The 22585-nt window shown below is 67.5% G+C and carries 22 protein-coding genes and 1 pseudogene; 10 read left to right on the forward strand and 13 right to left on the reverse strand.

Annotated elements, in window-relative coordinates:
- The first annotated feature begins 89 nt into the window (after window positions 1–89).
- The 5 genes and pseudogenes from HWX76_RS04140 to HWX76_RS04155 all read left to right on the forward strand — a co-directional run bounded on the left by HWX76_RS04140 (window position 90) and on the right by HWX76_RS04155 (window position 2912).
- Complete coding sequence (locus HWX76_RS04140; RefSeq protein WP_050011689.1) at window positions 90–956, forward strand: hydroxymethylpyrimidine/phosphomethylpyrimidine kinase; 867 nt, start codon at window positions 90–92, stop codon at window positions 954–956.
- Window positions 957–1346: 390 nt separating this feature from the next.
- On the forward strand, window positions 1347–1829 hold the full coding sequence (locus HWX76_RS04145) for a type VI secretion system tube protein Hcp (protein ID WP_050011690.1): 483 nt from the start codon (window positions 1347–1349) through the stop codon (window positions 1827–1829).
- A gap of 96 nt (window positions 1830–1925) precedes the next feature.
- Window positions 1926–2081, forward strand: a pseudogene (locus HWX76_RS36910) (N-acetylmuramoyl-L-alanine amidase); the annotation flags it as partial.
- 188 nt (window positions 2082–2269) lie between these two features.
- Window positions 2270–2458, forward strand: a complete 189-nt coding sequence (locus tag HWX76_RS36915) for a hypothetical protein (protein WP_235590023.1) — start codon at window positions 2270–2272, stop codon at window positions 2456–2458.
- Between the two features lie 43 nt (window positions 2459–2501).
- A complete protein-coding gene (locus HWX76_RS04155; RefSeq protein ID WP_150123291.1) occupies window positions 2502–2912 on the forward strand; it encodes a hypothetical protein in 411 nt (136 codons plus the stop codon).
- A 110-nt stretch (window positions 2913–3022) separates the two neighbouring features.
- Here HWX76_RS04155 and groL read toward each other — a convergent pair whose 3' ends face one another.
- The 10 genes from groL to HWX76_RS04205 all read right to left on the reverse strand — a co-directional run bounded on the left by groL (window position 3023) and on the right by HWX76_RS04205 (window position 11140).
- Window positions 3023–4663 carry a chaperonin GroEL gene (groL, locus tag HWX76_RS04160; RefSeq protein WP_006476740.1) on the reverse strand — a complete coding sequence of 547 codons (1641 nt, stop codon included), beginning with the start codon at window positions 4661–4663 and terminating at the stop codon, window positions 3023–3025.
- A 46-nt stretch (window positions 4664–4709) separates the two neighbouring features.
- Window positions 4710–5003, reverse strand: coding sequence for a co-chaperone GroES (gene groES, locus HWX76_RS04165; RefSeq protein WP_004186661.1), 294 nt, complete (start codon window positions 5001–5003; stop codon window positions 4710–4712).
- A gap of 392 nt (window positions 5004–5395) precedes the next feature.
- Window positions 5396–5908, reverse strand: coding sequence for an SRPBCC family protein (locus tag HWX76_RS04170; protein ID WP_050011692.1), 513 nt, complete (start codon window positions 5906–5908; stop codon window positions 5396–5398).
- Between the two features lie 44 nt (window positions 5909–5952).
- Complete coding sequence (locus tag HWX76_RS04175) at window positions 5953–6585, reverse strand: hypothetical protein (RefSeq protein ID WP_050011693.1); 633 nt, start codon at window positions 6583–6585, stop codon at window positions 5953–5955.
- Window positions 6582–7001 (reverse strand): quinol oxidase, encoded by a 420-nt coding sequence (locus tag HWX76_RS04180; RefSeq protein ID WP_050011694.1) that lies wholly within the window; start codon window positions 6999–7001, stop codon window positions 6582–6584. Before HWX76_RS04180 ends, HWX76_RS04175 begins: the two co-directional genes overlap by 4 nt.
- 26 nt (window positions 7002–7027) lie before the next feature.
- A complete protein-coding gene (locus tag HWX76_RS04185; protein WP_124555700.1) occupies window positions 7028–7810 on the reverse strand; it encodes an anti-sigma factor in 783 nt (260 codons plus the stop codon).
- Window positions 7807–8322: a sigma-70 family RNA polymerase sigma factor gene (locus HWX76_RS04190; RefSeq protein WP_124630622.1), complete on the reverse strand. Its 516-nt coding sequence runs from the start codon at window positions 8320–8322 to the stop codon at window positions 7807–7809. Before HWX76_RS04190 ends, HWX76_RS04185 begins: the two co-directional genes overlap by 4 nt.
- Window positions 8323–8355: 33 nt before the next feature.
- Complete coding sequence (locus HWX76_RS04195) at window positions 8356–8715, reverse strand: hypothetical protein (protein WP_124630621.1); 360 nt, start codon at window positions 8713–8715, stop codon at window positions 8356–8358.
- 333 nt (window positions 8716–9048) lie between these two features.
- Complete coding sequence (locus HWX76_RS04200) at window positions 9049–10293, reverse strand: FAD-binding oxidoreductase (RefSeq protein WP_050011696.1); 1245 nt, start codon at window positions 10291–10293, stop codon at window positions 9049–9051.
- 67 nt (window positions 10294–10360) lie between these two features.
- Entirely contained in the window at window positions 10361–11140 is a 780-nt protein-coding gene (locus HWX76_RS04205) for an ABC transporter substrate-binding protein (RefSeq protein WP_050011697.1), read from the reverse strand.
- A 381-nt stretch (window positions 11141–11521) separates the two neighbouring features.
- Between HWX76_RS04205 and HWX76_RS04210 the strand changes: the two genes are divergently transcribed.
- The 5 genes from HWX76_RS04210 (at window position 11522) to HWX76_RS04230 (ending at window position 16854) form a co-directional block, all read left to right on the forward strand.
- On the forward strand, window positions 11522–12484 hold the full coding sequence (locus HWX76_RS04210) for an ornithine cyclodeaminase family protein (RefSeq protein WP_050011698.1): 963 nt from the start codon (window positions 11522–11524) through the stop codon (window positions 12482–12484).
- Window positions 12481–13272 (forward strand): PAS domain-containing protein, encoded by a 792-nt coding sequence (locus HWX76_RS04215; RefSeq protein WP_124630619.1) that lies wholly within the window; start codon window positions 12481–12483, stop codon window positions 13270–13272. The genes HWX76_RS04210 and HWX76_RS04215 overlap by 4 nt, the downstream gene beginning before the upstream one ends.
- Window positions 13273–13450: 178 nt before the next feature.
- On the forward strand, window positions 13451–14182 hold the full coding sequence (locus HWX76_RS04220; RefSeq protein ID WP_050011700.1) for a DsbA family oxidoreductase: 732 nt from the start codon (window positions 13451–13453) through the stop codon (window positions 14180–14182).
- Between the two features lie 134 nt (window positions 14183–14316).
- Complete coding sequence (locus HWX76_RS04225) at window positions 14317–15756, forward strand: DHA2 family efflux MFS transporter permease subunit (protein ID WP_089488200.1); 1440 nt, start codon at window positions 14317–14319, stop codon at window positions 15754–15756.
- Between the two features lie 309 nt (window positions 15757–16065).
- Window positions 16066–16854: a sulfite exporter TauE/SafE family protein gene (locus HWX76_RS04230; protein ID WP_050011702.1), complete on the forward strand. Its 789-nt coding sequence runs from the start codon at window positions 16066–16068 to the stop codon at window positions 16852–16854.
- Window positions 16855–17130: 276 nt separating this feature from the next.
- Here the strand turns inward: HWX76_RS04230 and HWX76_RS04235 are convergent, their stop codons facing one another.
- From HWX76_RS04235 to HWX76_RS04245, 3 genes are all read right to left on the reverse strand, one after another.
- Window positions 17131–18966 (reverse strand): peptidase S1, encoded by a 1836-nt coding sequence (locus tag HWX76_RS04235; RefSeq protein ID WP_050011703.1) that lies wholly within the window; start codon window positions 18964–18966, stop codon window positions 17131–17133.
- Between the two features lie 611 nt (window positions 18967–19577).
- Complete coding sequence (locus HWX76_RS04240; protein ID WP_050011704.1) at window positions 19578–21668, reverse strand: D-(-)-3-hydroxybutyrate oligomer hydrolase; 2091 nt, start codon at window positions 21666–21668, stop codon at window positions 19578–19580.
- 138 nt (window positions 21669–21806) lie between these two features.
- Window positions 21807–22172 carry a BON domain-containing protein gene (locus tag HWX76_RS04245; RefSeq protein ID WP_050011705.1) on the reverse strand — a complete coding sequence of 122 codons (366 nt, stop codon included), beginning with the start codon at window positions 22170–22172 and terminating at the stop codon, window positions 21807–21809.
- Between the last annotated feature and the right edge of the window lie 413 nt (window positions 22173–22585).

Below are 22585 nucleotides of genomic sequence, written 5' to 3' on the forward strand. Positions count from 1 at the left end.
CTGCCGGGCAACACAGGGCCAAACAAGCCCATTCGCCTCGCCGTCCGCATCTCCGTCGCTTGTCCGTTTTTCTCTTGCCCCATTTTTACATGTCCAGCAACGCCCCTCCGATCGTCCTCACCTTCGGCCTGTCCGATCCCACCGGCGGCTCCGGCCTCCAAGCCGATCTGATGACCCTGGCGAGCATGGGCTGTCACGGCGTGTCCGTCCTGACCGGCTATACCGTGCGCGACTCGGCCGCCTGCGATGAAGTCACGGGCCTCGATCCCGACGTCGTCGCCGCGCAGGCGCGCATGCTGCTCGAGGACATGCCGGTTGCCGCGTTCAAGATCGGCGCGGCGACGCGTGCGGAAGTCGTGAGCGCGATCGCCGAAGTCGTCGCCGACTACGACGGCGTGCCGCTCGTGCTCGCACCGGACTTCACGCTCGACGACGAACACGTCCTCGCCGCCGACGACCTGCGCGAGTCGATCGCCGACCTGCTGGCACCGCAAACCACGTTATTGGTGGCCGACCACGCGACACTGATCGCGCTCGCGCAGCCGGACGGCGATGCCGAGGCGCCGAATCTCGACGCGGCCGTGTCGCACCTGCTGTCGCAGGGCTGCGAATACATCCTGTCGTCGGAAACGGGCTCGCACCGGCTCGTCAATACGCTGTACGGCGAGGAAGGCCAGCTTCGCGAAGACATGTGGGATCGCTCGCCGCACCGGCTGATGGGCATCACCGATACGCTCGGCGCGGCCATCGCGGCGCTGCTCGCGAACGGCCAGGAGCCGCCGGAAGCCGTGCGCGAGGCGCAGGAATACCTGTACCAGGCCGTGCGCGACGCGTTCCGGCCCGGCATGGGCGCGTACCTGCCCGACCGGTTCTTCTGGGCGCGCAGCAACGACGAGTCGGACACGCCGCCGGCCGTGAAGGCCGACCTGGTGCCGAGGACATCGCATCGGCATTGAGTCGCGACGCGGCGGGCCGGCGTTTGAGCGATCGAACGCCGGCCCGCCCTCTTGTCATCTGGGCAGTACCCACCCGGCATCGGCGAATCGACGCTGAGGCCCGTAATACCTCAACAGCGGCCGCTGCGCGGCGCCCCCTCCCACCCTTCCGGTTCCCGCCCTGCGCAGCCCAATCCGATTCATCGGCCCGCGCAATCCCGTCCATTCCGTCATCGCGGCCGAATCCGCGTTCGCGCCGCCCTGCTCGCATCGATTCTGGCTCACTGTTGAATCGATGTCGTACTTTTCAACTCCCAGGCTCGCCGAAAATCGAACCAGTCCAATAGATCGGCCGCCAAGCGCGATGCTAGGGTCCATTTCACTCAATGTGACGATGCAAAGGAGCATGCGATGGCGCAGGACATTTTCCTGAAACTGACCGGTATACGAGGCGAATCTCGAGATGCCTCACATCCAGACGAGATCGAGGTATTGGCGTGGGAATGGTCCGCCGACCAGCCATCTGCCACGCGCTCAGGGGCAGGCAGCATGACAGGCAAGTGCGCGGCCAACGATCTGACCATCGAGCATTATGTCGATCGAGCATCGCCGATGCTCATGCTGCATTGCCTCAAAGGAAATCACATCGAGAACGCCGTTCTGGTAGCCCGCAATGCCGGCGGCATGCCGCTCGAATACCTGAAGATCACGCTGCACGATGTACTGATCACACGAATCAATTCGATCGCCAATGTGAACATGGCACGGCGGCGCGAAGAGGTCCAACTCTCATTCGCCCGTGTCCGGCAGAAATATGTCGCTCAGAACGCGCAAGGCGGAAGTGGCGGAACGATCGCGGCAGGATACGACCTTAAAACCGGCAAAGCGACCTGAGAATCGGAGGCAGTCATGCTTTTCATTTCAAAGCAGGGTCATGTCGATGCCGAACGCGTGATCGTAAAAATATATCCGTCCATCGAACGAGGGCCGATGGAACATGTGAACGGAATCGTCGTCCATCAAACCGGAGCCTCCACCGCCTCGAGCACGTTCAATAGCTATCGCAACACTGCACACGTACCGAACGGCGCGCACTTCCTGATCGACAAGGATGGCACAATCTATCAGACGGCCTCCTTGAACAGAATCACCAATCACGTCGGTAAATTGCAGTCACGGTGCATCACCACACTTCAGTGCTCCACCGCGGACCTCCGGGCGGCAAGGCAAGCGTACCGGGCCAGCCCGGCGGCATTCCACCGCCATGAATTCGGAAAGCGTTTCCTGATCGCTACCCGTCCAACTCGGACGCGATCGGAGTCGAGCTTGTCGGCATGTACTACCCCGACGAGAAAACTGCGGAACCGGTCTATGAAAGCATCACGGCCGAACAAAATGCCTCTCTCAAATGGCTGGTTCGCGAATTGTCCGAGACACTGAACGTCGAGATGACAGAGGTGTATCGGCACCCCGAGGTCGGGCGCAAGAACGCCACCGAAGCGAGCACGGCACGATGGGCGTGATGCGATGGATCTAGCCAGATACATTGGCGCGGTTATATTGTGCGTGCCGATCACCCTCTGCCAGGCCAGAGGGGTGAGCGCCGTGACAATCGAGCAATCCGGCCAGACGTCGAACCCGGACGATCCGCTGACAAGGGACGCATGCGGGAACTTCACGCCGACTGCCGCCCAGCTGGAACGGTTCTTTTCCAGAGCAGCGCCGATTGACGGCAGGTTCGTGGCACACGATTACTACTCGCCCTGCCATTCGAGCGGCACCGTATCGTTCCCGGACGGCAGTTCGGGAAGGTGGCGTGTTTACTCCAGCGGCACCGCGTCACTGACATGGGCATCGAACGGCAACACGGTCTATCTCTACAACGGTCGCCATAACGGCTGGCACGACCCGTTCGCATGCAGCTACGGCCTTCACGATGAAGACGACGACGCTTCGTGCTATCTGCCGGGCTTCTGATTCCAATCGCGCCGACGCGCACATATAAAAAAAGACCCGCATCGCTGCGGGTCTTTTCTTTTGGCTGGAACGCGCATCGCTGCGCGCTCCGGACAATCGACCGAAGTCGATTACATGTCCATGCCCATGCCGCCCATGCCGCCCGGCATACCGCCCGGCATCGGTGCATCTTCCTTCGGCAGTTCTGCGACAGCTGCGTCCGTCGTCAGCAGCAGGCCTGCAACCGAAGCTGCGTTCTGCAGTGCGGTGCGCGTGACCTTGGTCGGGTCGACGACGCCGGCTTCGACCATGTCGACGTACTCGCCCGTTGCTGCGTTGTAGCCGTAGTTGCCCTTGCCTGCAGCAACCGCCGCCACGACGACGCTGGCTTCTTCGCCGCCGTTCGTGACGATCTGGCGCAGCGGCTCTTCCATTGCGCGCAGCACGATCTTGATGCCGGCGTTCTGGTCGGCGTTCGCGCCGGTCAGGCCTGCGATCGCGGTGCGTGCGCGAATCAGCGCAACGCCGCCACCTGCAACGATGCCTTCTTCCACAGCTGCGCGCGTCGCGTGCAGTGCGTCTTCGACACGTGCCTTCTTTTCCTTCATTTCGACTTCGGTCGCAGCACCGACCTTGATCACCGCAACGCCGCCTGCCAGCTTGGCCACGCGCTCTTGCAGCTTTTCACGGTCGTAGTCCGACGTCGCTTCTTCGATTTGCGCGCGCACTTGCTTCACGCGTGCTTCGATGTTCACGGCTTCGCCTGCGCCGTCGATGATCGTCGTGTTTTCCTTGCCCACTTCGATGCGCTTCGCCTGGCCCAGTTCTGCCAGCGTTGCCTTCTCGAGCGTCAGGCCGGTTTCTTCCGCGACGACTTGACCGCCGGTCAGGATCGCGATGTCTTCCAGCATTGCCTTGCGACGATCGCCGAAGCCCGGCGCCTTGACCGCAACGGTCTTCAGGATGCCGCGGATGTTGTTGACGACCAGCGTGGCCAGTGCCTCGCCTTCGACGTCTTCAGCGATGATCAGCAGCGGACGGCCAGCCTTCGCGACTTGCTCGAGCACCGGCAGCAGATCACGGATGTTCGACACCTTCTTGTCGTGCAGCAGCACGAACGGGTTGTCGAGGACGGCGACTTGCTTGTCCGGGTTGTTGATGAAGTACGGCGACAGGTAGCCGCGGTCGAATTGCATGCCTTCGACGACGTCGAGCTCGTCGGCCAGCGACTTGCCGTCTTCGACGGTGATCACGCCTTCCTTGCCGACCTTGTCCATCGCTTCAGCGATGCGATCGCCGATCGACGAGTCGCTGTTCGCCGAGATCGAGCCGACCTGCGCGATTTCCTTGTTGGTCGTGCACGGCTTGCTGATCTTCTTCAGCTCTTCGACAGCCGCTGCGACTGCCTTGTCGATGCCGCGCTTCAGGTCCATCGGGTTCATGCCCGATGCGACGTACTTCATGCCTTCGCGAACGATCGATTGCGCGAGGACGGTTGCCGTCGTCGTGCCGTCGCCTGCGTTGTCGCTGGTCTTGGAAGCGACTTCCTTGACCATTTGCGCGCCCATGTTCTGGAGCTTGTCCTTCAGCTCGATTTCCTTCGCGACCGACACACCGTCCTTGGTGACCGTCGGGCCGCCGAAGCTGCGCTCGAGCACGACGTTGCGGCCCTTCGGACCCAGCGTGACCTTGACTGCGTTGGCGAGAATGTTCACGCCTTCGACCATCTTCGAACGGGCGGAATCGCCGAATACGACGTCTTTAGCTGCCATCTTCTAACTCCTTGAATTCTTGGGAATATGTACCGTCGGAGGACGCTTACTTGGCGTTGACCACGGCCATGATGTCTTCTTCGCGCATGACCAGCAGTTCCTGGCCGTCGACCTTCACGGTCTGACCTGCGTACTTGCCGAACAGGACACGATCGCCGACCTTCACGTCGAGCGCGATCGGGGCGCCCTTGTCGTCGCGCTTGCCCGGGCCGATGGCCAGGACTTCGCCCTGATCCGGCTTTTCAGCAGCGGCGTCGGGGATCACGATGCCCGAGGCGGTCTTGGTTTCCTGATCCAGGCGCTTGACGATCACGCGATCGTGCAAAGGACGAAGGTTCATATTCACTCCTCTCTTGACTGAGATTGAAGAACGCTTAGGGAAACTGCCCGGCGTGGCGCCCGGCAGAGAATTGTTAGCACTCTCGTGCAGCGAGTGCTAATTATATGGACGGGTTTTGACAAATTCAAGAAGGGAAACCGGAGGAATTTTCGGGGCGGCGACGCGGCGGGAAAAACCCACGAAAACAACAAAAACCCCTTTTAAAACAATGCCATATCGAATGCAACCGACCCGACAGGCGGGCCCATGCGGCCCGCTGATCCCATCCAGCCCCGTTTGGACACCGGGTAAGCCCGGAGTTCCCGGGACCGGTGACATCGCATCGAAAAAACCGCGCGACGCCGATTTCGTCTGCCGCGCCGTGCTCGCTCGCCGGCGTCGCCGGGCCGATTTCACGCGTCGGCGCAGTCCGCGCCGGACAACGGCCGGAAGGTCCGGCCGTCCGTCTCGACGGTCGCGCCCAGCCGCCGCGCGAGCCCCTTCGCGCCTTCGCGCATCACGACGTCGTGGTTCCACCGGAACAGCGGCCGCGCGAGCGGCTCCAGCCAGTTCATCCAGCCGCGCGTGCGGATGTGCCAGTCGTAGCGCACGACGGTGCGCGCGCCGTCGGCGGCGAACGACCAGCAGCCGTCGCCCTCGATCGCACCGCTCGCATGGCCTTCGAGCGCATGCGGCCGCTCGACGCGCCGCACGCGCATGTCGAAGGTCAGCCGGTACGGCAGCGCTCCCTTCCACGTATACCGGTGCAACGCGCCGACGCCGCGCGCGTCGCCAGGCTCGAGCTCGACGGTGCGCACGGCGCCCTTCCACCAGTCGGGCCAGCGATCGACCTGGTAGATCGCGTCCCAGACCGCCGCGAGCGGCGCATCCACCCGCCAGGTCGTCGAAAACCGGTACTCCGCCATGCAGCCTCCGGCATGCGCGTTCAGGAACGCAGATCGGCGCGCCGTCAGGGCGCGAAGAAACGCTCGGGAAACGCGACGTCGATCTCCACGTCGTCGAGCGTCACGGTTTCGAGCGGCACGTCGTCGTCGCCCGCATAGCTGACGACCTTCAGCGGAAAACCGTCCGCGGCGTCGAGCCACAACCGGTAGCGATGCACGCCGTCGATCGCGTGCGCGGGTGCGCCCGTGACCAGCACGCGCTGCGCGGTCCGGCCGCCGACGGCCTCCTTGCCTTCGGTCACCGTCGCACCGCCCTGCTGCAGCGCATGTACGTTGCGCAGCAGTTCGCCGACGTCCGAGCGGTCGACCCGGTGGCCGGTGCGGTCGCGCACGAGCGGATTGGACGGCGACAGCGTCAGCGCGGGCGGCGCATGCGTGCCGAACGGGCGCAGCCTGACCTTGCCGTCGCCGGGATCGTACGCGAGCACCGCGCCGCGATGCGGCGACACGAAATCCATCCGGACGAAGCCCGGTTTCAGGTACGCGTAGCGGATTTCGGTGCGCTCGCCGTCGCGCGCCGACGAGCGGATCGTCGCGCGGTACGAGCGGACGTGGTCGAAATGCGCCTGCGCGACGGTCACGGGATCGGCTGTCATGCTCGCTCCTATCAGGCTCGCGGCCAGCAACGCGGCGATCACGGCGCCGCCTCGACTTCGAGCACGCCTTCCATCCCGCGCTCGCGATGGCTGCTGAAAAACAGCAGCCGGTGCGTGCAATAGTAGGCGAATCGCCCCGGCTGCACCGGCGTGAAACGAAACGTCTTCGGCGTCGTGCCGAGCTCGGTGCGTACCGCGATGCCGGCCTGCGGCGCGTCGATCTCGAAGCTGTGCGGCACCACGCCGGGCTCGGCCGACACGGTCAGTTCGACCGGCGCGTGCGCACGGACGATCACGTGATTCGGCCGGAAGAAATAGCTGCCGCCGACGATCGTCACGCGCTGCACGCCGTCCGCGTCGATCGGCACGCGCAGGGGCGTGTCGGCATCCGCGTGCGCAAGCACCGTGCCCGCGGCGAACACCGCCAGTACGAGCCCCTTCATCGTCGCCATCTTCATCGCCTGCTCCCTGCGGGCGCCGCGCGTCAGCCCTTCCACGCGTCGGTCGGCCCGCCCAGCGCACCGCATGCGTCGATCGCGAGCTCGCGCAGACGCCGTTCGTCGCCACGGCCGGACAGCGCATAACCCATGCCGCGATCCGACCAGAAATACGTGTAGCGGCCGTTCGCCGACAGCGCGTGCGGCGCGAGACGCCGCGCATCGTATGCGGTCATGTACAGCGTCACGCGCGCACCGTCTGCGCGCTGGTACATGAGCTGCGCGGCCGGCCCCGCGTCGCCGGGCAGCAACCGGCCGCCCAGCAGCGCGTAACCGTATTCGTCGAGCGACGGCGCGCGCACCGGCCGGCCGACGCGCGCCGACAACCACGCGGCGAGACGCTCGGGATCGTTCGCGCCGACTTCCACCGGATGCTCGCGGTCGGCCGCGTACACCGCGTAGGCGACATCGGCGCGCGCGGCGAACGCCGGTTCGCGGCCGAATGCCGCCCAGCCCGCATGCAGCGCGACACCGATCAGCAGCCCGGCCGCCAGCCCCGCGAACGCATGCGCGACCGCGCGCCAGCGCGGCGCGCGGCGCTGCACGAACAACGCGGGCGCCGCGCCCGGCAACGGGAACAGCGCCTTCAGCGCATCGCGCTGCGCGCGGTAATGCGCGAATCGTTCGGCTTCCTGCGGATCGGCCTGCAGGCGCGCGAGCACCTCGCGCCGCTCGTGCCCGGACAGTTCGCCGTCCAGCAGCGCGGACAGCAGTTGCGCCGACGCATCGTCTCCCTGCTCGTTCGAAGGCTTGCGCGGATCGTCCATCATGGCTTCCCGATCACCCGTAACGTGGCCGTGCCGTGCGTCGACGGCGCGTCCGACAGCAACGCGCGCATCTGCGCGCGCGCCCGCGCGAGCCGCGACATCACCGTGCCCACCGGCACGCCGAGCACCTGCGCGGCATCGCGATAGCTCAACTCCTCCAGCGCGACCAGCAGCAGCACCTCGCGCTGTTCGACCGGCAGCCGGTACAGCGCACGCTGCACGTCGCGCAACTCCAGCCCGCCGACCTCGCCGACCGGCGCGGCCATCGTCTGCCACGGCGCCGTCGCGTCGTCGACCGCGATCTCGTGCCGCGCGCGCAACTGGTCGATGAAGCGGTGCCGCAGCAGCGTCAGTAACCATGCGCGCAGGTTGCCGCCGTCGCGCGGCGGCCGGTTCAGCGCACGCTCGAGCGTGTCCTGCACGAGATCGTCGGCCCATGCGCGCTCGCCCGTCAGCGCACGCGCATAGCGCGTGAGATGCGGAAGCCATACCAGCAGGTCCGATTCATAGCTCATCGGGGCGCCTCGCGCGTCGCCGCGCGGTCACGGTCACGGCCGCGCGACGTGCCACATGCCGCCGATTCCATCGCCGCCCGCGTCGCCGGCCTTGCGGTCCATCTTCCAGCGATACAGCGGGCGGCCGCGGTATGCCCATTGCTTTTTGCCGTCGTCGCGGGCGACGAGGCTCAGCGCACCCGACGCCCTGTCGTACGCGTCGGCGAGCGCGGGCGGCCAGTTCGCTGCGCATGTGCCGTCGCACATGCTCTTGCCCGGCGCATCGCGATCGAACACGTACAGCGTCATGTGCGCTTCGTCGACCAGTTTCCCGTCGCCGACCTGGGGCGGTTCCGCGGCCGCCGGCCGCACGATCGCCACCGTCAGCGCGGCAGCGAAGAGCATCCGTTTCATTCCCGTTCTCCTTGGCGTCGTGTCGCGACACGGTGCCGCCGAACGGGACGATCGGCTGCGTCGCGATCATTATCCCGCCGGCCGGCTGTGCCGGAACTCGGTATGTAAACGGACGGCGGCGGCCGGTTATTCCATGCGGCGGCGCGACGAGTGGTGGCGATCATTCATGCGACGAAAGCACGCGGGAAGCCTGAATGTCCTTCTTGTCGATTGGCAGATCATTTTCGACGGCGCGGATTTCGACCACCCGGGCAGCAGAACGAAAAACCGTGAAATACGCGCATTGCCATCGGCGCGTGCCGGCGACCGACGCCGCAACTGCGCGCGGCCGGTTCAACTGAAGCGTGCGGGCCGATACGGATGCGGATCGATATAGGTCGGCGCGCCCGTCATCATTTCGGCGAGCAGGCGGCCGGTCGCGGGCCCAAGCGTGAGCCCGTGATGGCAGTGGCCGAACGCGAACCACAAATGGCGATGGCGCGGCGCGGGCCCGATCACCGGACGCATGTCGGGCGTGCACGGCCGCATCCCGAGCCACGGTTCCGGATCGAGCCGCTCGCCGATGCCGAACGCGTCGCGCGCCAGCGGTTCGGCGCGCGCGAGTTGCACGCCGGTCGGCGGCGCACCACGCGGCGCGATCTCGACGCCCGTCGTCAGCCGCAGGCGGCCGCCCTCCATCGGCGCGACGACGAAACCGGCCTCGGTATCGCACACGGGCACGTTCAGCGGCGTGCGCGTCGGCCGGTAATGCATGTGATAGCCGCGCTTCGCGCGCAGCGGAATCCGGTAGCCGAGCGGCGCGAACACCTGATCGGACCACGGCCCGAGCGCGACCACGGCCGAGCGCGCCGAGATCGGCCCGTGTTCGGATCGGACCTGCCAGCCGTCATCGACCTGCACGAGCGTCGTCGCGTCGCCGTGCACGAACGAGCCGCCGTCGCGCTCGAACAGCCGCGCATAGGCCTTGGTCAGCCCGCCCGGGCTCGACACGGTCTTCGGATCCTGCCAGTGGAAGGCGCCGCAGAAGGCGTCGCCGATACCGGGCTCGCGCGCGCGCAGCGCATGCGCGTCGAGCACGGTCATCCGCAACCCGTGCGCGGCGGCGACCTGCTGCTGCGCGCGCGCTTCCGCGTCGAACAGCCCCGGTGAACGGAACGCCTCGATCCATCCGCCGTCGTGCACGAGCGGCTGCGCGTCGGTGCGTGCGAGCAGCGCATCGTGCTCGACGACGCTCGCCGCGACGAGCGGCAGCAGGTCGCGCGCGGCGGCCGCGAGCCGCTGCGGCGACGATTCGCGCCAGAAGCGCGCGAGCCAGCCCGCATACGCAGGTAGCGCGCGGTAATCCCAATAGAGATCGACCGAACGGTTGCGCGCGTAGCGCAGCAGCGTGCCGAGCCGGCGCGGAAACGCATACGGCACGACCGACGAGCGCTCGATCAGCCCCGCATTGCCGTGGCTGGTTTCCTCGCCGGGCGCGCGCCGGTCGACGAGCGCGACGCGCAGCCCGCGATCCTGCAGATGCAGCGCCGACGACACGCCGACGATGCCGGCCCCCAGAACGATGACGTCGAAATCCATGGTCCCCCGCACTGCGTCGAGATGGGATGCGCCGTGCGCCGGCCCGGCGGGCGGCACGCGGCGGCGCTTACTTCGCGATGATGTCGCGCTTGAAGTACTTCTGCGACAGCGCGCTCAGCGTGCCGTCCTTCTTCAGCGCATCGAGCGCACCGACGATCTTCGCCTGCAGCGCCTTGTCGTTCTTGCGCATCCCGAAGCCGGTGCCTTCGCCGAGCGTCGCCGGATCCTTCAGCGGCTCGCCGACGATCCGGTAGTCGCGGCCGGCCGGCTTGTCGAGGAAGCCGTCCTGCGCGGTCTGCGCTTCCTGCACGGCCGCGTCGAGACGACCCGCGACGAGATCGGCGTAGATCTGGTCCTGATCCGGGTACGACACGACGTCCACGCCCGCATTGGCCCAGTGCGCCTTCAGGAAATCCTCCTGCGACGAGCCCTGCAGCACGCCGACGTGCTTGCCGCGCAGGCTCGCGACGTCGGGCTTCAGCGGCGAGCCGTGCTTCGCGACCATCACGATCGGCACCACGTAGATCGCCGGCGTGAAGTCGATGCTTTGCTTGCGCTTCGCGGTGATGTTCATCGCCGAGTTGATCGCGTCGAACTTGCGCGCCTGCAGTGCCGGGATCAGCCCGTCGAACGCGTTCTCGACCCACACGCACTTCATGTTCAGCTTCGCGCATACCGCATTGCCGACGTCGACGTCGAAACCCTGCAGCTGACCGGCCGGCGTCTTGCTCTCGAACGGCGGATAGGCGGCTTCGATCCCGAAGCGCAACGTGGTCTGTTCCGCATGGGCCGTGACGGCCGCGCACGCGAGCGCCGCAGCGGCGCAGAGGGAAAGTTTCCAGTTCATGACGGTCCTTCTGTTCTGGAGTGAGGCGATGAAGATCGGTCGCACGACGCCCTCGGTCGGACGCCGGGTCGGGATTCGGCGCAGGCGGCCGCCGCATGGCGACGTGTCGGGCTCTGCATGCGAAATATAGACTCAAAGTCTACTATAGACTATAGGGGATACGAGGAGTTCGCCGCGTTGCTCGACGCCGAAATTTCGTCGCCCGAGCCAAAACATCGTTGATTCTGTGGCATTTTTCATGATCCCCAGCACCGCCACGACGTCTCGAAAAGAAAAATTATCCCGATTTCGTTTGTCTATATTAGACTTTTAGTCCACAACGAACCCCGCCGGATACCGTCTTTCGAGACTTTCTGTCCAGCCCGCACCGGAGATGTCCCGATGACGCAACCCCGCCCCAGCCTGCCGCTGACCGTCGACGAAGCCGCGGTGCGCGCGGCGCTGCCGTCGCTCGACGTGCTCGGCACGCTGCGCCGCATGTTCGCGTCGCTCGCCGCGGCGCGCGCGGTGCAGCCGCCGCAGACGCTCACGCCGTTTCCCGACCAGGCCGGCGACTTCATCACGTATCTCGGCGCGCTCGCCGACCAGCAGGTATTCGGCGCGAAGCTGTCGCCGTATGTCGTGACAGACGGCAAACCCATCGTCACCGCATGGACCGCATTGATGTCGATGCAAACCGGCCAGCCGCTGATGTGGTGCGACGCCGGGCTGCTGACCGTCGAACGCACGGCCGGCACGACGGCGCTCGCGGTCGACTGCCTCGCGCCGCGCAACGCGCGTCATCTGGCGATCGTCGGCGCGGGCGCGGTCGGCCTCGCGCACCTGCGGCACACGGCGGCGCTGCGCGACTGGGACACGATCCGCGTGTACTCGCCCGCGCTGGCCGGCGATACGGCACTGCAGGCGAGCCTCGCCGCGCTCGACCCGCGCGCACGCGCGGCGGCGAGCGTCGAGGCGTGCGTACGCGACGCGGACGTGGTGATGCTGTGCACGTCGTCGGGCACGCCCGTGCTCGGCGACGGGATGCTCACGCGCGCCGCGCTCGTCACGTCGATCAGCACGAACGTCGCGCGCGCACACGAAATCCCGCCCGCGTGGCTGCCGGACATGGACGTCTACTGCGACTACCGGCACACGACGCCCGCGAGCGCCGGCGAGATGCAGATCGCGGCGGCCGAGCACGGCTGGGATGCCGGCCGGATCGCCGGCGACCTGCCCGCGCTCGTCGCCGGCACCTGCGCGGCGCCGTCGCGCACGCGTCACGCATTCTTCCGCTCGATCGGCCTCGGGCTCGAGGACATCGCGATCGCGCACGCGCTGTACACGCATCTGACGCGCGGATGAGCGCCCCGCGCGCGCGGGGCCGATACAATGGCGCAACCGCCGCGGCGGCCGCGCGCGGGCGCACGGGCATGCCGGCCGACGGTGCGCCGGCCCGCCGGCCCGACACGCTGCCCGGCTCCCGCCCACCCGAGATCGCGATACCGATGCGCAAGAAGAAATCTCCCGTCAAAGACCTGCTGCTCACCCGCTATGCGCCGATCGCCGACGGTATCGCCGCGCTGTTCTTCCCGTACGCGGAAGTCGTGATCCACGACCTGCACGACCAGACGGTGCTGTATCTGGCGAACAACCTGTCGAAGCGCGAGGTCGGCGACGATTCCGCGCTCGAGGAAATCGATCATTCGGCGCGCGAGCGCGTGATCGGCCCGTACGAGAAGCTGAACTGGGACGGCCGGCGGATGCGCTGCGTGAGCAACGTGCTGTTCGACGACGAAGGCCGCCCGGCCGGGATGATGTGCATCAACTTCAACATCGCGGTGTTCGACGAGGTGCGCGCGACGCTCGACCTGTTCATCAAGGGCGCGGGCGTCGTCGCGCAGCCCGACGAGCTGTTCCGCGACGACTGGCAGGAGCGCATCAATACGTTCCTGCACGGCTGGCTGCGCGAGCGGCAGGTCGGGCTGAACGGGCTCACGCGCGAGCACCGGCGCGAACTCGTCGAGGCGCTGTACGCGGAAGGCGCGTTTCGCGGCAAGAGCGCGGCGAACTACGTCGCGAACGTGCTCGGGATGGGGCGCGCGACGGTCTACAAGCATCTGAAGCATCTGAAGGAAACGGGCGACGCCTGAGCGCGCAGCGGCGGCCGCAATGACGATCGGACCCGGCCATCGGCATCGGACGACCGTTTCCGCGTCGAAGCTTCGCGATACGCGGGCGCGGCTGCATGCCGCACGGGCCTACGGACCACGGAGCCCGGGAGCATAAAGTGATATAGTCACAGTTACATTTTTGACCGCTCCAACCGCCATGACGACCGCTCCCGCCCCGACCGCCCGCCCGACCCTGACCGTCGAAATCTGGTCCGACCTGATCTGCCCATGGTGCTGGATCGGCAAGCGCCGTTTCGACGAGGCGCTGGCCGCGTTCGCGCACGCCGACCGCGTCGACGTCGCGCTGCGCGCGTACCGGCTGATGCCGGGCCACCCCGTCGAGCCGGTCGAGGCGATGCTCGCAGGCAAATACCGGATGGCGCCCGCGCAGGTCGACCAGATGCTGCGCCAGGTAACCGAGGCGGCCGCGAGCGTCGGGCTGCGCTACGACCTGCCCGGCACGCTCGTCGGCGACACGCTCGACGGCCACCGGCTCGTGAAGCTCGCGCACGCGTCGGGCCGCGCGCATGCGCTGACCGAGCGCCTGTATCGCGCGTATTTCTGCGAGCACGGCTCGCTGTTCGATCATGCCGCGCTGACCGAATTCGCGGTCGAAGCCGGGCTCGAGCGCTCGGCCGTCGAAGCGGTGCTGCACAGCGACGCGTACCGCGACGAAGTCGAGGCCGACATCGCGCGCGCCGCGCAGATCGGCGGGCGCGGCGTGCCGCTGTTCGTGTTCGGCGGCCGCTACGCCGTATCGGGCGCGCAGCCGGCCGACGCGTTCGCGCAAGCGCTCGACCACGCGTGGCGCGACGGCGTCGTCGAACTCGACGGCGACGACGCGGCCGCCTGCGGCCCGGACGGCTGCGAACTGCCGGCGCGCGCGTAACGCAACATCCCGCTTCACGCGCGCCGGGCCACACCCGCCGCTACGCGACGCTCCTGCCACAAACCGACAGGAAACCCGCGCCGGTGGCATCTACAATGCATCCTTCCATATAACGAATAGAAGGCTGCGAGCCCATGACCCACGGGATTCACGGCGAGAAGCGCTGGTACGCGCTGATCGTGCTCTGCCTCGGCGTGCTGATGATCGTGCTCGACAGCACGATCGTGAACGTTGCGCTGCCGTCGATCAGCACCGATCTCCACTTCACCGAAACGGCCCTCGTGTGGGTCGTCAATGCCTACCTCCTGACATTCGGCGGCTGCCTGCTGCTCGGCGGCCGGCTCGGCGACCTGTACGGCCAGCGGCGCATGTTTCTCGCGGGCCTCGTCGTGTTCACGCTCGCGTCGCTCGCCTGCGGGCTCGCGCAATCGCAGGCGATGCTGATCGCCGCGCGCGCGGTGCAGGGGCTCGGCGGCGCGGTCGTGTCGGCCGTCTCGCTGTCGCTGATCATGAACCTGTTCACCGAGCCCGGCGAACGCGCTCGCGCGATGGGCGTCTACGGCTTCGTGTGCGCGGGCGGCGGCAGCATCGGCGTGCTGCTCGGCGGGCTGCTGACGAGCTCGCTGTCGTGGCACTGGATCTTCCTCGTCAACCTGCCGATCGGCGTCGCGGTCTACGCGATGTGCGCCGCGCTGCTGCCGCGCACGCGTACGGCGGCCGGCACCGCGCGGCTCGACGTGGCGGGCGCGATCACGGTGACGGCATCGCTGATGCTGGCCGTCTACGGAATCGTCGGCGGCAACGAGGCCGGCTGGCTGTCGACGCAGACCGTCGCGTTGATCGGCGCGGCCGTCGTGCTGCTCGCGCTGTTCATCGCGATCGAGTCGCGCGCCGCGCACCCGCTGATGCCGCTTACGCTGTTCGCCGCGCGCAACGTCGCGCTCGCAAACGCGATCGCCGTGCTGTGGGCGGCCGCGATGTTCGCGTGGTTCTTCCTGTCCGCGCTGTACATGCAGCGCGTGCTCGGCTACGGGCCGCTGCAGGTCGGCCTCGCGTTCCTGCCGGCGAACCTGATCATGGCGGCGTTCTCGCTCGGGCTGTCGGCGCGGATCGTGATGCGCTTCGGGATCCGCGGCCCGATCGCCGCCGGCCTGCTGATCGCGGCGTGCGGCCTTGCGCTGTTCTCGCGCGCGCCGGTCGACGGCGGTTTCGTGTGGCACGTGCTGCCCGGCATGACGCTGCTGGGCATTGGTGCAGGCGTCGCGTTCAATCCGGTGCTGCTCGCCGCGATGAACGACGTCGATCCGGCCGATTCCGGGCTCGCGTCGGGGATCGTCAACACCGCGTTCATGATGGGCGGCGCGCTCGGGCTCGCGGTCCTCGCGAGTCTCGCCGGCGCACGCACCGATGCGCTCGCGGCAGCGCAAGCGGCGCCGCTCGACGCACTGAACGGCGGCTACCACGCGGCCTTCGCGTTCGGCGCGGCGTTTGCGGCCGTGGCCGCGCTGACCGGTTTCGCGCTGCGCATCCGGCCGCCACGCGCGGTCGAAGGTGCCGGGCCCGCGATGCACTGACCGTCGATGGGCGGCCCGGAACCGGCATCGAGTCGGGGCGCGCACTGTCGCGCCCTTTTTATGCGCGCCCGGATACACGGCGCCGGCCCCGGTTCGTCATCGCTTTCAGACCGGTCGTCATCGTCGGTCGCGCCCCATTCAAACGCCCGTTTTACGTCCCGCCGGCCGCCTGCGGTGCAGACCTTCCCGGCCGATTTTTAACGCAGTCGTACATTGACGCGCCACTTTTGCGACAATGGCGGACTTTGACGCGCGCGCAGCGCCGCGGCCGCGCGCCGCCGCCGAACGCCACCTAACCGCCTGCCTCCGATGTCGCTTCCCCATATCGATCTGCTGTACTCGCTGTCCGGCCTGTTCGTCGGCATTCTCGTCGGCCTGACGGGCGTCGGCGGCGGTTCGTTGATGACGCCGATCCTCGTGCTGCTGTTCGGCGTCCACCCGGCGACGGCCGTGGGCACGGACCTGCTGTACGCGGCCGCGACCAAGGCCACCGGCACGCTCGTCCACGGCCTGAAGGGCTCGGTCGACTGGCGCATCACGGGCCGGCTCGCGGTGGGCAGCGTACCGGCCGCGGCGCTCACGCTGTGGTGGCTGCACACGCACGGGATGAACACGCCGGGCACCGCGCGGATGATCCAGCTCGTGCTCGGGGTCGCGCTGCTGCTCACGTCGCTCGCGCTGATCTTTCGCCCTCAACTCACGGCATTCGCCGCGCGCAACCCGCTCGCGCCGAGCCCCGCGCGCACGCTGTGGTCGACCGTGCTGACGGGCGCCGTGCTGGGCGTGCTCGTGTCGATGACGTCGGTCGGCGCCGGCGCGATCGGCGTGACCGTGCTCCTGCTGCTGTATCCGCTGCTGGCGACGACCCGCATCGTCGGTTCCGACATCGCGCATGCGGTGCCGCTCACGCTGGTCGCGGGCATGGGCCACTGGCTGCTCGGCTCCGTCGACTGGTCGATGCTGCTGTCGCTGCTGCTCGGTTCGCTGCCCGGCATCGTGATCGGCAGCCTGCTGTCGGCGCGCGCGCCCGAGCGGCTGCTGCGCAACCTGCTCGCGTCGACCCTGGTGGCGGTGGGCGTGCGGCTCGTGCTGGCGTAAGCGGGCCTCGCGTCTGGTGACAGACGCCACCGTCGGCGCATGCCGATCCTCAATAGAGGGCTTTTCATCCCTGTTTTGAGGATTAAGGAAGCCATCACCTTCGACTTCCGGGGCGATACCCCCTCCGACACAAAAAGATGCCCCCGGAGTCCACGACTCTCGGGGGCATCTTGTGGAACGACAGCCACACCATCAACGCACACGACCCGCCACATCGGGACGCACGCGCGCGTGCACTTTTCCGCCGCGGCGGGCGGCGCCCGCCGCCCGCAACACTTACTGCCCCTGCTGCTGCAGTTTCTGCTGCTTCATCTGCTGCGTGCGCGCCTGCAGCTTCAGCACGCGTTGCAGCGCAGTACGGTTCGCGAGGATGCCGTCGTAGAAGTTGGCGAGATCACCCTTCAGCGCGGTCCGCGACGCGTCGTTCAGATAGATCATGTGGCCCGACGGGTAGTTCTTGATCGTCAGGTTCTGCGCCTTGAGCGTCGGATCGAGCGGCATCTGCGCGAGCGTCAGCTCCGTCTGGTGGAACGGCGTGACGGCGTCGAAATAGCCGTTCGCCGACAGCACCTTCAGGTCCGGGTTCACGCTCATCGTCGACGCCAGGTCGCCGGCCGTGTACAGCGTGTTGCCGCCCCCCTTGTTCGCGCCGGTCGGGTCCGTGTGGCTGAAGTCCCAGTTGTTGAAGACCTGGTCGTTCAGGTCCACGAACGACGACGTCGACGTGTACTTGAGATCGGTGTTGATGTAGCTGTTCCACAGCACCGTGTACGCGCCGCCGACGTTCGTGATCGACGGATCGTTGCTGCCCGAGTTCGGCAGGATGTACGGCGCGATGCCCTTGCCCGTGAAGTTCGCGCGACCGTCGTACTGGCCGATCTGCGTGCCCGGCACGAGCGTCAGGAAGAACGTGTACGGCGGGTTGTCGTCCGACGACGGCACGTTGCCGAGCGCGGCCGGGTTGCCGAAGGTCTGGATCAGCGACGTCGGGTCCGTGCCGATGTACGCGCCCATCTGCTGAGCGGTCTGCAGCTTCAGGTTCAGCCGCACGTTCACGAAGCCGCCGTCCTGCGGATTCGGCTTCTGCGCAAGCGGTGCGAGCGTGTTGTCCGCGTAGTGGCGGGCCTGCACCATGTACGCGTCGAGATCGGTCGGCGTCGGGTTGAGCGTCGTCTTCTTCCAGTAGAACGCATCGGCCGCGAGCGTCGGGAACGTGCCCGGCGCGGACAGCGCGTTCGCATAGTCGAGGATCGACGACTGCAGCGTGATCCCGTTCAGATCGATGCCGTCCTCGTGCAGCACCCACGACACGACCGCGCTGCGCGCGGTGCCGTACGACTCGCCGTACAGGAACTTCGGCGAATTCCAGCGCGAGTACTTGGTCAGGTAGCGCTGGATGAAGCGGTCGATCGAGCGCGCATCCTGGTCGGTGCCCCAGAAGTCCTTGTTCTTCGCCGGCGCGATCGCCGTCGAGTAGCCGGTGCCGACCGGGTTGATGAACACGAGGTCGGTGCGGTCGAGCAGGCTGTCCGGATTGTCGAGCAGCTTGTACGGCGCGGGCGGCGTGAAGTTCGGGAACGACGACTGCAGGCGCTTCGGCCCGTACGAGCCGAGCAGCAGGTAGACCGACGACGAGCCCGGGCCGCCGTTGTAGAAGAACGTGACCGGGCGCGGCTTCGACGGGTCGGGATTGTCCTGCGTGTACGCGACGTAGAACATCTTCGCGTTCGGCGCCGACGTGACCGGATCGATCGTCGTCAGATGGCCGGTGGTGGCCGTGTACTGGATCGTCTTGCCGCCGATCGCGACCTGGCGGTGCACGACCGCCGCGCCTTCCGTCGAATCCGTGACCGCATCGTTCGGCCCGGTGCCGTACACGTCGGTGTCGACGTACGGCTGGTCGGCCGCGGTGGCGGCCGTTGCGTCGGTGGTGGCCGACGTGCCGCCGCTGGACGTCGCGGCCGCGGTGGCGGCCGACGCAGCCGGGCTCGGCCCATCGTCGCCGCCGCACCCCGTGACGAGCAGCGCCGCGGCCGCCGCGGCGGCGAGCGGTACGCTCAAGGTCGTTCCGAATAGCGCGAAACCGTCTTTCAAGGACTTGCGTGTCGTCATTATTGCCTCTCGAACAGAACGATAAATACCGCCGGTCGCAAGGGATCATTTGCGCCGGCGCTCCGCACCGGGAATGCATTCGTTATGCGACGCACTCCGAGTTTTTTACCGGATCGGCGAATACCGATCGGCACGATTTACCCCACCTTTTTTTGCAACCGCACAATGGCATAAACTCCATTGGCAACGATAATTCGATGATTCACCGCAATACGGATTCATTCCGCGGATTCGCACGCATAACGAAAGCGACGGACAAAAGGACGCCTCGCAAAGCCCGCTCAGCAAAGCGTCTTCACTTCGACCAGACAAACGATCCCCATCGGCGAGATACCGATTAATCGCGAAACCGCGACCAATCGCGACTCGAGCCGATTGAATAAAATCGAAAGGATCGATTAACTAAATGGAAAGGAATATGCTCGCAATCCGATTTATTAAATTAAGTGAAAATACCGGCGCATAATAGGTTCCGGATTTATCGCCGTAAAGTAAGAATTTGTTACAGCGCTCGCCATTCCGATAAAAGGCAGTCCGGGACCGATTCCAGAAACGCCCATAAAAAAAGCCGGACGGCTGTCCGGCTTGCTGGAGGCGCGTGACGGGCGCCGTCAGAGCGGCACGTCGATCGTGCCGACGCCGACGGAAATCGCGTTCGCGCCCGGCGCGGCCGAGATCGGCGGCAGGTTCGCGCTCGTCAGCGCGGGCGCGGCGCCCGGCGTGCCGCCGCGCGGCACCGTGCGGATCACCTGCGACGGCGGCAGCGGCGCGCCGTTCTTCAGGCGCTTCCACATCAGGTTCAGCGCCTGCACGTTGTAGTAGTGAACCGGCACGAAGCGCGTGTCGAAGCCCGGCACCGACAGGAACGCGTCGAAGTGCTGGCCGTTCGTCACTTCGTAGAACACCAGCTGGCTGCGCCCGGCTTCGCTGATGCCGTTCTGCGCGACGTACGCGCGCGACGCGTGGTTCACGGGCACGAGCGCGTCGCTGCGGCCTTGCACGATGATCGCCGGCTTGCCGTGCAGGTTCGCGTTCACGCGCACCGCGTCGACGTTCGCGGGCATCCCGAGCATCCCGTTCGTCCACAGCTGGCGCAGGCACAGCGCGCCCGCGAAGCTCGCATCGGGCGTCGCGAGCCGGTGGTCGACGCCCGCGCCGTTGTTGAACACGAGATTGATGCCGGCCGTCGGCGGCACGCCGTTGCCGATGCCGAACACGGCCGGCATCGGCGACGCGGCGGGCGCCGCGACCGCGCCCGTCGCCGCGTTCGTCGTCGCGAAGCTGAAGTTGCACAGGTTGTCGGTGACGCGCGAGCGCGTGTACGCGTTCGCATAGGTGACCGCGATCGCGGGAATCGCCTGCGAATCCCACATCGCCGCCTGCAACAGGTCGGAATCGGCCAGATAGCCGGCCGCATGGAGCTGCGCGAGCGCGTCGGCCGCCTGGCTCTGCGTGTCGGCGCCCGCCACCAGCCCGGCCGCGGCGAGCGTTGCGCAGCGCTGCGTGCGGATCGACTGCGTGGTCGCGGACGGCAGCGCGCTCAGGTACGGCGCGCCGGCGAGCGACGCCGACGCGGCCGCGCACGGTTCCAGCAGGTTCGCGAGCGTCGCGTAATCGGCCAGCGGCCGGCCGAACGACGGCGCCGGCTGGCCGCCCGTCCGGACGACCGCATTCGGCGCCATCCGCACGTTGATTTGCGGCTCGCCGACCACGACCGCGGTAATCCAGCCGCGGCTGTCCTGCTCGGCCGCCGCGAGCGACGCGCCGCCGCCGTTGCTGACCGACGCGGCGATCGTCGTGATGTCGCCCGCGCGATAGCGCACGGCGTGATGCGTGCCGTCGATCAGCGGGCCGAACTGCTCGTTGAGCGCCCAGTATGCGAATTCGACCGCCTGCAGCGTCACGCGCCCCCAGTCCTGTTCCGGATTCTGTTGCGAATGCGCGTGCTTGAACGCATAGCGGTTCGGGAAGCGGCCGTTGAACGCGGCGAGATCGCCGCTCGTCACGTTCGCGGTGAACAGGCTCGCGGTGCCGGCCAGCACCGCGTCGGCGAGCGTGCCGTCGATCAGCGTGACGGCGTCGGAACCGAGTTCGTGCGCGCCGTTGCCGCCGCCCTTGTCGTTGTAGGCGACCGCGCAGCCGCGCTTGAGCGCCCATTCGCCGGCCGCGGAAATCGCGCCGTACACGCCGCGCGAGCCGGACGACGTCGCGGTGACGATGCAGGGCTGCGCGGGATTGAAGCTGGCAGGCACCTGCACGAGCAGCGTCACGTTCTTGGCGCCGCTGCCGTCGTCGGCATACGCGAGATATTCGGTGCCGGGGATCTTGCCTTCACCGAGCGTGTCGTTGCCGTCGAGGTCGACGTTCGGCCCCCAGAAGCGGCCGTAGCCGCCGTTCGCGCTCATGTCGACGAGCGCGCGGTAGTTCGACCAGATCGCGAGGCGGCGCAATTCGGCGCTCGTCGGCCGCGACGGGTTCGCGAAGCCCGGCGCGGTCGCCGCCGCGAGGCCCGTCTTGCCGAGGCCGGCCGTCAGCAGGTCGTCGCTCGCGCCGTCGTAGGCCGTCGTGCGCACGCTGCCGGACACGAAGCCGGGCAACCGGTTGCGCTCGGCCGACTCGTCGCCGTTGCAGGCGCCGAGCATCGCGACCGCGGCCAGCGCCGCCCCCCACACCACCCGCTTGCCCCACCCGAACTTCGTCATCGCCGCCCCCTCGATATCGTTATCGGTCCGTCGCCGCGCCGCGCGCGGCTGTCGGCCCCCTGAAGCGCAAACGGGCCCCGGCATGCCGGGGCCCGCCTGAAACGGGCGCGCGCGGCGCTCGCGCGCCGCCGCCCGGCGTTACTGCTGCTGAACCGTCAGCTTGTTCGTGACCGACGTCACACCGCTCACGCCCTTCGCCGCCTCTTCCGCCTTGTCGATCTGAGCCTGGTCGGGCACCGTGCCCTCCAGCGTGATCGCGCCGCCCTTCGAGCGCACGACGAGGTTCGCCACGTCGATGCCGCCTGCCTTCGTAATGGCCTTGCGCACCGCATAGCCGAGCTTGCGGTTCGCCTTCTTCGCGGTTTTCGCGGCGGCTTTCGGCGCGCTCGTCGCGGCCGCCGGCGCTTCCGTTGCCGCTGCGTCGCTCGACTGCGCATATACGCTGCCCGACAGACAGGCCGCCACGGCGGCGACGCCCAACGCTCTCAACACGATCGACTTCATGCTATCTCCTTATCACTCCGGAACGGCCGTGCACAGTACGGCCGGATACCCCCAAAAACAGCCGGCCCGCGCGCGAACGGGCGGGACAGCCGGTGTTTTCCACGGCGATACGAGAGAGGCGTCACGGGCCGGCGGCCGGCGCACGCAAAAGCGGGCCGGTCGGGCCGGGCAGCCGCCGGCCGGACGCGCCCGGCCTCATGACGTGCCGGGTCGCGCGCGAATCGGGCGCGGCTGCGTCGCACAATGTAATCCAGCGCCCGCCGAAGCGCAAAGCTTTTGACGCCGGGATGCCCGCCGCCGTCGCGGTGCCGCGGTGCAATACCGCCCCGACTCGCGCAGGCGCAGGGAAACCGGGTACCATCGCCGCGAGAATCCGCATCGTCCCGCGACGACCGTCACCGATGCGTCACGCC

This window comes from Burkholderia sp. BCC0398 (assembly GCF_902833245.1).
Lineage (GTDB): Bacteria > Pseudomonadota > Gammaproteobacteria > Burkholderiales > Burkholderiaceae > Burkholderia > Burkholderia sola.

Coding starts and splice junctions, on each gene's coding strand:
- HWX76_RS04140 (WP_050011689.1), top strand. CDS start 90: ATGTCCAGCAACGCCCCTCCGATCGTCCTCACCTTCGGCCTGTCCGAT.
- HWX76_RS04145 (WP_050011690.1), top strand. CDS start 1,347: ATGGCGCAGGACATTTTCCTGAAACTGACCGGTATACGAGGCGAATCT.
- HWX76_RS36915 (WP_235590023.1), top strand. CDS start 2,270: ATGTACTACCCCGACGAGAAAACTGCGGAACCGGTCTATGAAAGCATC.
- groL (WP_006476740.1), bottom strand. CDS start 4,663: ATGGCAGCTAAAGACGTCGTATTCGGCGATTCCGCCCGTTCGAAGATG.
- groES (WP_004186661.1), bottom strand. CDS start 5,003: ATGAACCTTCGTCCTTTGCACGATCGCGTGATCGTCAAGCGCCTGGAT.
- HWX76_RS04170 (WP_050011692.1), bottom strand. CDS start 5,908: ATGGCGGAGTACCGGTTTTCGACGACCTGGCGGGTGGATGCGCCGCTC.
- HWX76_RS04180 (WP_050011694.1), bottom strand. CDS start 7,001: ATGAAGATGGCGACGATGAAGGGGCTCGTACTGGCGGTGTTCGCCGCG.
- HWX76_RS04185 (WP_124555700.1), bottom strand. CDS start 7,810: ATGATGGACGATCCGCGCAAGCCTTCGAACGAGCAGGGAGACGATGCG.
- HWX76_RS04190 (WP_124630622.1), bottom strand. CDS start 8,322: ATGAGCTATGAATCGGACCTGCTGGTATGGCTTCCGCATCTCACGCGC.
- HWX76_RS04195 (WP_124630621.1), bottom strand. CDS start 8,715: ATGAAACGGATGCTCTTCGCTGCCGCGCTGACGGTGGCGATCGTGCGG.
- HWX76_RS04200 (WP_050011696.1), bottom strand. CDS start 10,293: ATGGATTTCGACGTCATCGTTCTGGGGGCCGGCATCGTCGGCGTGTCG.
- HWX76_RS04205 (WP_050011697.1), bottom strand. CDS start 11,140: ATGAACTGGAAACTTTCCCTCTGCGCCGCTGCGGCGCTCGCGTGCGCG.
- HWX76_RS04210 (WP_050011698.1), top strand. CDS start 11,522: ATGACGCAACCCCGCCCCAGCCTGCCGCTGACCGTCGACGAAGCCGCG.
- HWX76_RS04215 (WP_124630619.1), top strand. CDS start 12,481: ATGAGCGCCCCGCGCGCGCGGGGCCGATACAATGGCGCAACCGCCGCG.
- HWX76_RS04220 (WP_050011700.1), top strand. CDS start 13,451: ATGACGACCGCTCCCGCCCCGACCGCCCGCCCGACCCTGACCGTCGAA.
- HWX76_RS04225 (WP_089488200.1), top strand. CDS start 14,317: ATGACCCACGGGATTCACGGCGAGAAGCGCTGGTACGCGCTGATCGTG.
- HWX76_RS04230 (WP_050011702.1), top strand. CDS start 16,066: ATGTCGCTTCCCCATATCGATCTGCTGTACTCGCTGTCCGGCCTGTTC.
- HWX76_RS04235 (WP_050011703.1), bottom strand. CDS start 18,966: ATGACGACACGCAAGTCCTTGAAAGACGGTTTCGCGCTATTCGGAACG.
- HWX76_RS04240 (WP_050011704.1), bottom strand. CDS start 21,668: ATGACGAAGTTCGGGTGGGGCAAGCGGGTGGTGTGGGGGGCGGCGCTG.
- HWX76_RS04245 (WP_050011705.1), bottom strand. CDS start 22,172: ATGAAGTCGATCGTGTTGAGAGCGTTGGGCGTCGCCGCCGTGGCGGCC.